General features: G+C 55.8%; 10 protein-coding genes. 6 read left to right on the top strand and 4 right to left on the bottom strand.

Annotated elements, in window-relative coordinates; genetic code table 11:
- Positions 1–82 precede the first annotated feature (82 nt).
- On the bottom strand, positions 83–859 hold the full coding sequence (locus L861_RS18365) for an SIMPL domain-containing protein (RefSeq protein WP_016418147.1): 777 nt from the start codon (positions 857–859) through the stop codon (positions 83–85).
- A 200-nt stretch (positions 860–1059) separates the two neighbouring features.
- Here L861_RS18365 and L861_RS18370 point away from each other — a divergent pair, with 200 nt between their 5' ends.
- Complete coding sequence (locus tag L861_RS18370; RefSeq protein ID WP_016418148.1) at positions 1060–2133, top strand: AI-2E family transporter; 1074 nt, start codon at positions 1060–1062, stop codon at positions 2131–2133.
- An 84-nt stretch (positions 2134–2217) separates the two neighbouring features.
- On the opposite strand, the gene trxA is transcribed toward L861_RS18370, so the two are convergent.
- Positions 2218–2541, bottom strand: a complete 324-nt coding sequence (trxA, locus tag L861_RS18375; protein WP_016418149.1) for a thioredoxin — start codon at positions 2539–2541, stop codon at positions 2218–2220.
- A gap of 315 nt (positions 2542–2856) precedes the next feature.
- On the opposite strand from trxA, the gene cysB reads away from it, so the two are divergent.
- Positions 2857–3828 (top strand): HTH-type transcriptional regulator CysB, encoded by a 972-nt coding sequence (gene cysB / locus L861_RS18380; RefSeq protein ID WP_016418150.1) that lies wholly within the window; start codon positions 2857–2859, stop codon positions 3826–3828.
- Between the two features lie 81 nt (positions 3829–3909).
- Here cysB and L861_RS18385 read toward each other — a convergent pair whose 3' ends face one another.
- Both L861_RS18385 and pabB read right to left on the bottom strand, forming a co-directional pair.
- On the bottom strand, positions 3910–4530 hold the full coding sequence (locus L861_RS18385; protein ID WP_016418151.1) for a phosphoadenosine phosphosulfate reductase domain-containing protein: 621 nt from the start codon (positions 4528–4530) through the stop codon (positions 3910–3912).
- Between the two features lie 144 nt (positions 4531–4674).
- Positions 4675–6048: an aminodeoxychorismate synthase component I gene (pabB, locus tag L861_RS18390; RefSeq protein ID WP_027947928.1), complete on the bottom strand. Its 1374-nt coding sequence runs from the start codon at positions 6046–6048 to the stop codon at positions 4675–4677.
- A gap of 254 nt (positions 6049–6302) precedes the next feature.
- Here pabB and L861_RS18395 point away from each other — a divergent pair, with 254 nt between their 5' ends.
- The 4 genes from L861_RS18395 to prpD are packed head-to-tail and all read left to right on the top strand — an operon-like array spanning position 6303 to position 10655.
- Entirely contained in the window at positions 6303–7031 is a 729-nt protein-coding gene (locus L861_RS18395; protein ID WP_144063065.1) for a GntR family transcriptional regulator, read from the top strand.
- A 14-nt stretch (positions 7032–7045) separates the two neighbouring features.
- Positions 7046–7948 (top strand): methylisocitrate lyase, encoded by a 903-nt coding sequence (gene prpB, locus L861_RS18400; protein ID WP_016418154.1) that lies wholly within the window; start codon positions 7046–7048, stop codon positions 7946–7948.
- Positions 7949–8005: 57 nt separating this feature from the next.
- On the top strand, positions 8006–9133 hold the full coding sequence (gene prpC / locus L861_RS18405; RefSeq protein ID WP_016418155.1) for a bifunctional 2-methylcitrate synthase/citrate synthase: 1128 nt from the start codon (positions 8006–8008) through the stop codon (positions 9131–9133).
- A 37-nt stretch (positions 9134–9170) separates the two neighbouring features.
- Positions 9171–10655: a 2-methylcitrate dehydratase gene (prpD, locus tag L861_RS18410; RefSeq protein ID WP_016418156.1), complete on the top strand. Its 1485-nt coding sequence runs from the start codon at positions 9171–9173 to the stop codon at positions 10653–10655.
- Positions 10656–10896: the final 241 nt, after the last annotated feature.

Here is a 10896-nt window from a genome sequence, read left to right on the forward strand (position 1 = left end):
ACGGGCTACGGGCTACGGGCTACGGGCTACGGGCTACGAGCGGTTGTTATTGGCTCGTGGCTCGCAGCCCGGTGCTCGATGCTTAGTTTTCGATTTCCCAACTGACCTCGACGCCGGCATCGATGCTGATCTTACCGGGTCGATACTCGGGGGCAGCGCCTTGGCTCTCCATGGCATCGGCGCGCATTGCCATCATACGTGGTGCGAAGATGGGGGCCTGGCTCTCGCGCACGTGAACGATTTTTCCTAGCGAGATACCCAGCGTCTCGGCCATCAATTCAGCCTTGTGGCGTGCCTTCTCAAGAGCTTGGGTGAGAGCTCGGTCGGTGGCCGCGTCGCGATCAGAAAGGTCATATTCCACGCCGTCGAGGGCATTGACGCCCGCTTGCGTCAAGGCGTCGAGAATGGTGGGGAGCTGCTCGATATCCTTGATGGTAAGCGTGATAGGACGTTCGAGCTGGGTGCGCACCAGTTGGTCCCGCTCGTCATTGCCATGACGCGGTCCCGGGATATATTCGGGCCTGACATTCAAGGAACCAGCGCGGATCGACTCGCTCTCCAGCCCGGCTTGTTTCAGCGTGCGGATCAGATCACCGGTGCGTTCCTCCAAGCGATCTCGAGCTTCGCGCAAGGCTTCAGGATCGCTTTGGGTGTCTTCACGTATCGCTATGGCAGGGGTTCGTTCCCAGAGACGAGCATTGAGAGTGGCGCGGTCTGGTACCACGTCGAGGGTGGTTTGTGCTTGGACGTGTAGTCGCGAATCCCGTGATTCGTCATCTTGCGCTTGCGCGCCTGTCGCCATAAGGACACCGAGTAGCAGAGTGCCAAGGATCAGGGAAAGATTGCGTGAATGGGTCATGATGCCTCCATGCCGAATATAGGTAAGGGCGCATCGACGCGCCAGCGCTGACTTCGAGTCAAGCACCTGAGAACGGTTCCCATGATATCCTCAGCAATATCACTTTTCCCTAATTGCTGCACGAATGGTCGCGAGTGTGTTTGTCCGATGGCTCAGTGGCGGCCATCATAAGGAAGGGCTCAATCGGCCAGGATGGCGATATGCACAACGAAAAAGACAATATTCGACACAACCTTCCTCTTAACCTGATGCTGGCGCTGGCGGCATTGGTTGTGATCGTCGCTGGGATGAAGTCGGGGGCCGACCTGCTGGTGCCGTTGTTATTGTCGCTGTTCATTGCGGTGGTATGTACGGCTCCGGTGCACTTTCTGCAGCGTCTGGGGCTCGGTCCTCGCGTGGCTGTTTGGATCACGCTATTAGTGATCGGCGCTTTTCTGATGCTGCTGGTCCTGTTGCTGGTCAATAGCTTCAGTACCTTTGTCGATGCGTTGCCAAAACTGGAGGAGCAGCTTCGGGAGTATTATCTGAATCTGCTCAACTGGCTGGCAGCGAAGGGGATGTCAATTCAGCCTGAGCAATTCACCCAGTGGCTGGACCCTACCACCGCCACCAAGTTTGCACCACAGTTTCTCGGTGAGTTGGGAAACTTGCTGATGCAGAGCGTGATTGTGGCGTTACTGGTGATCTTCATGCTGTTTGAAACGCTGAATTTTCGCAGCAAGATTTCCCAGGCGCTTCGTGATCCCGACCCCAGTTTGCAGCGATTCAAAGAGTTCAGTCTGACACTCAAGCGTTACCTGGCGGTCAAAACCCTCATCAGCTTGAGTACCGGAATACTAGTATGGGTAGCCTGCGTGCTGGTGGGTGTGGACTTTCCTTTACTCTGGGCGACACTGGCCTTTGCCCTTAACTACATCCCCAATATCGGCTCAGTACTCGCAGCAATACCCCCCGTATTGCTGTTACTCGTATCGCCGGAAGGCGGCTTGTTGAAGGCGACCGTTCTGACGGGAGCTTATCTGGGTATCAATCTGGTCCTGGGGAACCTGATCGAGCCACGAGTGATGGGACGAGCCCTGGGGCTTTCGGCTTTCGTTGCCTTCCTGTCGCTGGTGGTGTGGGGGTGGATCCTGGGTACGGTGGGCATGTTGCTTTCCGTCCTGTTGACCATGACCCTCAAGATAGCCCTAGATAGCCACCCGGATACACGTTGGCTTGCGCGCCTGTTGGGGCCCGGTGATCAAAGGCGAGATGGACGCGAGAAGGACGCCTGAGCTCATTTGACCCAGAAACGACATCGCCCCGGCCTAAACCGGGGCGATGAAAGAGAGTTAGCCTGGAGAAGCTAGGTTCTGGTATCAGGCGTTCTGTTCGATGAACTGCGCCAGTTGCGATTTGGACTGCGCTCCTACCAGTGAGGCAACTTTGGCGCCAGACTTGAACAGCATGACGGTCGGAACGCCTCGCACGCCATGTTCTGCGGCGATTTCCGGAGCATCATCAACGTTCACACTAACGATCTTGAGGCTATCTGCGCGTTCCTCGGCGACTTCATCCACCACCGGTGCCATCATCTTGCAGGGGCCGCACCAAGGCGCCCAGAACTTCAGCAGAACCGGCTTGTCGGCCTTGAGTACTTCCTGCTCGAAGTTGGCGGTAGTGACATCGACGTTGTTGGCCATGGGGGTCTCCAATTCTATGCGCTTGCGAGCGTCGCGATGACTAGTTTAGTCCGCGATGTTAGCGGTAGGCCGCCGCGCTGGCAAATGTCCGATAGGTAAAGCGGCGATAGATATACCCTATCATGAGACGTGACGGAGTGAGAACTAGAGGATTTTGCATCGGAACTTACAGCGAGTTCTCTATATGCTATAAGGTAATCATGTCATGATCGTTTATTGCTTGCTGGCATTAGGCGATTGGCGTTGCCCTCAAAACGTTCATGTGTTTGGCAACACAGGGACACCTGCAGAGTATACAGGGGAGTCGGATCGGGTATGAAGCTTCAGCAGCTCCGTTACATTTGGGAGGTCACACGTCATAACCTCAACGTATCGGCTACGGCACAGAGTTTGTACACCTCTCAACCCGGCATTTCGAAACAAATTCGCCTATTGGAAGATGAACTGGGCGTAGAGATATTTGCTCGTAGCGGCAAGCACCTGACGCGGGTGACACCGGCAGGGCAAGCCATCATCGATTTGGCAGGACAAGTGCTACGCACTGCCGAGAACATCAAACAGGTGGCCCAGGAGCACAGCGACGAGCGTCGTGGCAGTCTCTCCATTGCGACCACCCACACTCAGGCGCGCTATGCCTTGCCGCCGGTCATTCGTGAATTCACACGCAAGTACCCTGATGTGGCCTTGCATATGCAACAGGGAACACCCAAGCAGATTGCACAGATGGTCAGTGAAGGGCTAGCCGATTTTGCGATCTGCACCGAGTCCCTCGAATTATTCAATGACTTGGTGCTCCTGCCCTGTTACCGATGGAACCGCTGTGTGCTGGTACCCGATGACCACCCCTTGGCCAAGCTCGAGGAACTGACGCTGGAAGCCTTGGCAGAATATCCTTTGGTAACCTATGTGTTTGGATTCACCGGTCGATCACAGCTCGATGATGCCTTTCGGGCCAAGAATCTAACGCCCAATGTGGTGTTGACCGCTGCCGATGCAGACGTGATCAAGACTTACGTGAGACTAGGGCTTGGGGTGGGAATCGTTGCACATATGGCAGTCGATCCTGAGAGCGATACCGGACTGATAGCACTGGATGCGGGCCATCTATTCGAGAGCTCTACCACCAAGATCGGCATTCGGCGCGGTACTTTCATGCGTAGTTATATGTACGATTTCGTCCAGGGCTTTGCTCCGCACCTGGATAGAGACATCGTCGAAGCTGCACTTGCTGTAGGGCCGCGGCATGAACAGGAGCTGTTCGAGGACATCGATTTGCCAATGCGCTAGCATTTCCTGTCATTGGACAACCGAATACGCCAAGGCCCGCCAGATTTTGCTGGCGGGCCTTGGCGTTACTGGCAGAGATGATCAGTGCTGCAGATGCAGCCCACATTCGCGTTTCTCTTCCACCTTGGTGGGGTCGAAGTAGTCGAAGTTGTTGGGTAGATCATGTTGCAGAAGATAATGGTACATGTCTTTAGCACTCCAGTGCAGTACTGGGGCGACCTTGATTAACCCGTCGGCATTGATGGAGACCGGCTGCATCTGAGAGCGCTCAATGGTGTCCTCGGCTCGCAAGGCGGTTAGCCATACTTCGGGTGCCATTTCGCGCAGGGCGCGTTGGAATGGCTCCAGCTTGACTTCACGAGTAAAAGCAGCGTGACGAGGATCGTCGATATCGGGTAGCGGACCTTCCACCGCTTCGCGATGAGCACGGGAGCGTTGCGGATGGTAGGTGATCAGGTTCAGATCGAGACGCTTGACGATCTCGTCGACAAAGCGGTAAGTCGCTTCGGTGTTGTAGCCGGAGTCCATCCAGACAATGGGAATGTTCGGCTGCTCTCGCGTGACCATGTGCAGTATTACTGCTTCAAAGGGGCGAAAGTTGGTAGTGCAGATGGCGCGCTTGCCGAGCCCCAATGCCCAGCGGGTCAAGGCTTCCGGGTCACGACCGAGTTGTTGGTTGATGACGTCGATATCCAGATTCATGAAACGCTCCTTCCCCAAATGATGCCGATACCCTAGCAAAGCTACCCCTTATCGCCCCAATATCTATTGGTTCGGTTCTTATATAGCTATTTGATAGAACCTCTTCTTCTGCTTAGAACCATAGGTGCTAGCAAGCCATGCCACTCAAAGCAGCCTGGAAATCTTGGCATTGGTTCCCAAGGCGTTTAGGAGGTGGCGTATCTTGGCTAGCGTCTCGCGATATTCAGCTTCTTCCTCGGAGTCGGCCACCAAGCCGCCACCTCCCCAGATATGCAACTTGCCGGCTTCAGCAACAGCAGTACGAATGGCGATTGAGGTATCCATGTGACCACGTTGGTCGATATAACCGAGACTACCGCAATAGACACTGCGCTGGCTGGGTTCGAGCTCATCGATGATTTGCATGGCACGAACCTTGGGGGCGCCGGTAATCGAGCCTCCTGGAAAGGCCGCAGCCAAAAGGTCGAGGGGGGTTCGCTGACTTGCCAGTGTACCGCTGACGATGCTGACCAAATGATGGACGTTGGCATAGCTTTCGAGGCCGCACAGTTGCGGCACCTTGACACTGCCAGGTTGGCACACTCGCCCCAGATCGTTGCGTAGCAAGTCGACGATCATTACGTTCTCGGCTCGATCCTTGGCACTATTCTGTAGTTCTTCGGCCAGTTGACGATCTGCATCCGGAGTATGGCCGCGTGGTCGAGTCCCTTTGATAGGCCGGGCTTCCACACAGCCCTGATGTGCCTGTAGGAAGCGTTCCGGTGATAGTGACAGAACGCCCTTGTCCCCCCAGGCCAGATATCCGGAGAAAGGGGTTGGGGTTGCCTGGCGCAGGCGCAGATAAGCTTGCCATAGATCGCCTTCGTAGCAAGCGCTGAAGCGTTGGGCCAGGTTGATCTGATAGCAATCACCAGCGTGGATATAACGCTGAACAGCGCGAAAGCGTTCACCATAGCCGCTGCGGTCGAGTTCGGCTTCAAAGGGGGTCGTGATTCTGAATGGGCGGGAAGAAGGGGGTGACCCCGACAACCAGCCAAGCACTTGCTCGCGGCGTGAAGCGGTTGCCACCAAAAAGGTCTGCTGTCGATCATGATCCTGAATCACTGCCCAGTCGTAGAGGCCGACACGACTCCAAGGGAGATGTACGGCTGGCTTGGCCCGACCATCCACATGCTCGAGCCGTTGTGCCAAATCGTAGCTCCAGTATCCAATCAAGCCACCCAGAAAGGGAAGCTCGCAATCTGCCGGTGGTTCGACATCAAGGCTGTCGAGCAGGGCCTGCTGCGCAGCGAAGGGATAAGCCGGCAAGCGGATATTGGCATCATAGTGGAGTTGGCCTTCAGCATCGACTTCCAGTAGGCCTACCGGGTCGCAACTGAGAATGTCATAGCGCCCTCCCGGACCATGGGGTTGTCCGCTATCGAGCAGGACCGCTCCGCGACGCTTTCGCAGCCTCGTGAAATAGTCCAGAGGATCGGCCTGATAAGGTAGGGGAGTGATTTCTAGTCGTAATGTCATCTGGTGCGCTTCCCTCAACAAGCGGACCATTCTAGGCGTCATGCTGCCATTTGTCGCATTCTGCCATGATGTTGAGAGCGACGCCCGATCAACGCCTGTCGACCTTGAGACTATCGATTGATTGTTGACACATGCTTTTGACGCCATGCTGTCATCTACGCCAAAAGATGTAATCTGGTGAGGTATATGGCCGGTTGACGCCCTCTGGATGGATGGCCTAAAGTTTCTTTAATTTCAAATTGTCGACAATGACCATGAACTCAGTAACCCCCGAACTAAGCGCCCCCGAAGTTCGTACTTTGGCCGAACGTGTCTTCAACCAACTGCAGAGCGCTATTGTCAGAGGCGAGTTGGCGCCGGGCAGCAAAATCACCGAGCCCGGATTGTCGAAGGCCTATGGAATCTCGCGTGGACCACTGCGTGAAGCCATGCGACGTCTCGAAGCTCATCGCCTGATCGAGCGGGTTCCCCACGTGGGGGCTCGAGTGGTCAAACTGTCGATGAAGGAACTGCTCGAGTTGTTCGATGTGCGTGAGGCCTTGGAGAGCATGGCAGCTCGACTCGCAGCTGAACACATGTCGGCGGAAGAAATCGTTGGGCTACGCGAGGTGCTAGCCATTCACGAGCGCCAGGCTGATCTCAAACGCGGCGAAGCCTACTACCAGCGCGAAGGTGATCTCGACTTCCATTTCCGGATCGTGCAGGGCAGCCACAATCGTATGCTGATGACGATTCTTTGCGACGACCTCTATTACTTGGTGCGCCTGTACCGTACTCAGTTCAGTGCTAGCGGAACCCGGCCCCAGCGAGCCTTTGTCGAACACCATAGGATTGTCGATGCCATCGAAGCAGGGGATGCCGAGCTTGCTGAATTATTGATGCGGCGTCACGTGAGCGCCTCCCGCGCCAATGTAGCCGACCGCTATGCCGCAGTATTGAAACAGGAAGCCGAGCAGGAAGCGTCGCCTTCCCCAGCCGAATAACCCAGGAGATCACCATGACTCGCCAGACTCCCGGCGCGCGCTTTCGCGCCGCTCTCGATGCTTGCCGCCCACTACCCATTGTCGGAACGATCAATGCCTATACGGCGATGATGGCCGAGCGGGTCGGTCATCGCGCGATCTATCTTTCGGGTGGTGGTGTGGCCAATGCTTCCTTCGGTCTGCCTGACTTGGGTATGACCACCATGAATGATGTGCTCGAAGACGCTCGGCGCATCACGGGAGCCAGCGAATTGCCACTGCTGGTGGATATCGATACCGGCTGGGGTGGGGCTTTCAATATCGCTCGCACCATCAAGGAGATGCAGCGTGCCGGCGTGGCCGCCGTGCATCTCGAGGATCAAGTGGCGCAGAAACGTTGCGGTCACCGTCCCAACAAAGCGATCGTCTCCAAGCAGGAAATGGTCGATCGCATCAAGGCAGCAGTCGATGCGAAAGTCGACCCGGATTTCTATCTGATCGCTCGCACCGATGCCTTTCAGAAGGAAGGGCTGGCAGCAGCCATTGAGCGTGCCAATGCCTGCATCGACGCTGGAGCCGACGCGATCTTTGCTGAGGCCGTACATAGTCTCGACGATTACCAGGCGTTTTGTGAAGGGGTCAAAGCCCCGATCCTGGCCAATATCACAGAGTTTGGTGCCACTCCCTTGTTTACCCAGCAAGAGTTGGATGTCGCCGGCTGTCGCATGGTGCTCTACCCACTTTCGGCATTCCGTGCCATGAATGCGGCAGCGCTCAAGGTCTATCGCAGTATCCACGAGCAAGGCCATCAGCGTGATGTGATCGACTTGATGCAGACTCGTGAGGAGCTTTACGACTTCCTCAACTACCACGATTTCGAGCGCAAGCTCGATGCCTTGTTTGCGGAACAAAGTGGTGCTGATCAGGGTGATTCCTGAACGCCCGATAACAAACACAATCTCGGTATATCCGTTTTGTTCAGTAGGAGATACGCCATGGCTGAAAAAACGCCGGTAAGCACTGGGCTACGTGGTCAAAGTGCTGGTAGCACGGCCTTGTGTACCGTTGGCAAGAGCGGTTCGGGGCTGACTTATCGTGGCTATGATATCCACGACTTGGCTGAGCATGCTGGCTTCGAAGAAGTGGCCTACCTCCTGCTCAAGGGGAAGTTGCCGACCCAGTCCGAGTTGGATGCCTATGTTGCCAAGCTGAGAGGGTTGCGCGATCTTCCGCAGCCGCTCAAGGCGGTTCTCGAGCAGATACCCGCCGATGCCCACCCCATGGATGTGATGCGTACCGGGGCCTCGATGCTTGGCAATCTGGAAACCGAACAGAGCTTCGATCAGCAGCAAGAGGCAGCTGACCGGCTGTTGGCAGTGTTGCCATCGATCATTTGCTATTGGTACCGCTATTCACACGATGGCGTGCGCATCGATACCGACGTCGATGACGAGTCGATCGGTGGACACTTCCTGCATCTACTGCATGGCAAGCCAGCGTCCGAGTTGCACGCCAAAGTGATGAACGTGTCGCTAATTCTGTATGCCGAGCATGAATTCAATGCCTCGACCTTCAACGCCCGGGTCTGTGCTTCGACTCTCTCGGATATTCATTCCTGTGTGACGGGAGCCATTGGCACGCTACGGGGGCCATTACACGGTGGGGCCAACGAAGCCGCGATGGCGATGATCGATGAGTGGCAAACCCCTGACGAGGCCGAGCGTGGGATTCTTGGCATGCTCGAACGCAAGGAGAAGATCATGGGGTTCGGGCATGCGATCTACAGGGAGTCCGATCCACGTAACGCACTCATCAAGCAGTGGTCGAAAAAGTTGGCCAAGGACGTGGGCGATACCCGGCTCTATCCTGTCTCGGTACGTTGTGAAGAGGTGATGTGGCGCGAGAAGAAGCTATTCTGCAATGCTGACTTCTTTCATGCCAGTGCCTACCACTTCATGGGTATCCCCACCAAGCTGTTCACACCGATTTTTGTCTGTTCACGGGTTACTGGCTGGTGCGCTCACGTTTTCGAACAGCGTGAAGGCAACCGAATCATTCGCCCAAGTGCAGATTATGTTGGGCCAGAGCATCAGCAATGGCTGCCAATCGAGCAGCGCCACTGAATAGAGCACGGCTTGTTATTGATCCAAAGGAAACCTTATGAGTGCCAACGTTGACCTGAATGAACGTCCGGATTACGACGTCGAGCTACAAAAGATCGCTGACTATGTCCTCAGCTATAAGATCGAAAGCCCCGAGGCGCTGGGCACGGCACGTAACTGTCTGATGGATACTCTCGGCTGTGGCCTATTGGCGCTGCGTTTTCCTGAATGCACCAAGCACTTGGGGCCTGTCGTCGAGGGTACGGTGGTACCCCATGGTGCTCGTGTCCCCGGTACCTCATATCGTCTTGATCCCGTCAAGGCCGCCTGGGACATAGGCTGCATCATTCGCTGGCTGGACTACAACGATACTTGGCTAGCAGCCGAGTGGGGGCACCCATCCGATAATCTGGGCGGTATCCTGGCCGTAGCCGATCATCTTTCCCAGAAGCGAGTCGCCCAAGGAGATGCCCCGCTGACCATGCGCGAGGTGCTCGAGGCCATGATCATGGCCCATGAGATTCAGGGTGTGATCGCATTGGAAAACTCCTTCAATCGTGTCGGGCTTGATCACGTGGTATTGGTCAAGGTGGCCTCTACCGCAGTGACAGCCAAGCTGATGGGGGCCGATCGTGAGCAATTGCTGGCAGCGTTGTCGCATGCCTGGGTCGACGGCCAAAGCCTGAGAACTTATCGCCATGCGCCCAATGCCGGTTCCCGCAAGTCCTGGGCGGCGGGTGATGCTACCTCGCGTGCCGTGCGCCTGGCTGATATTGCAATGCGTGGCGAGATGGGAATTCCGGGGGTCTTATCCGCTCCACAGTGGGGCTTCTACGATGTGCTGTTCTCCAAGACCAATAAGGACCAGCAAATCAAACAGGAAGCTCAACGTCGGTTCTCTTTCAGCCAGGATTATGGCTCCTATGTGATGGAGAACGTGCTGTTCAAGATCTCGTTCCCGGCTGAGTTCCACTCTCAGACCGCCTGTGAGGCGGCAGTCACATTGCACCCTCAGGTCAAGGATCGACTTGGCGATATCGACAAGATCGTCATTACGACCCACGAATCTGCTATCCGAATCATCTCCAAGGTTGGTGAGTTGGCCAATCCGGCTGATCGGGATCACTGTCTGCAATACATGACGGCGGTACCACTTGCGTTTGGGAGTCTTGTAGCAGAGCACTACGAGGATGACTTTCACAGGGCAAATCCGATCATCGACGAACTGCGCGAGAAAATGGAAATCGTCGAGGACGAACGCTACACACGTGAATACCTGGAGCCCGACAAGCGTTCGATCGCCAATGCTGTCCAGGTATTCTTCAAGGACGGCAGCAAGACCGAAAAAGTCGCGGTGGAATATCCCATCGGGCATCGTCGGCGTCGCGCGGAGGGCATTCCATTGCTGGAAGAGAAGTTCAGGGCCAACTTGGCTACACGCTTCCCGGCACGCCGCTGTGAAGAGATTTTCGGGTTGTGCAAGGATCAGAAAGAGCTTGAGGCCACGCCGGTCAATCGGTTCGTCGATTTGTTCGTGGTATGAGCATGTTAACCGATAAGGGATGACGTTCGTCATTGGTGGGTGAGGGCAGCCCGCTTCAGGGATGTCGCGGTGTTGCCTCGGTGGGGATACAGCATGTCCCGAAGTCATGTTTTTGCTACAAATCATGGCGTCTTTGAATGTCATGGACTATATTTTTCATCCTAGGTCTTGAACATGGCCTGGGAAATCCGTAAAGTACGCATCCGCTGCTGACGACGGGCACACGTTGTTGGCGGTGGAG

Source organism: Litchfieldella anticariensis FP35 = DSM 16096 (assembly GCF_000409775.1).
In the GTDB taxonomy this organism is placed as follows: Bacteria; Pseudomonadota; Gammaproteobacteria; order Pseudomonadales; family Halomonadaceae; genus Litchfieldella; species Litchfieldella anticariensis.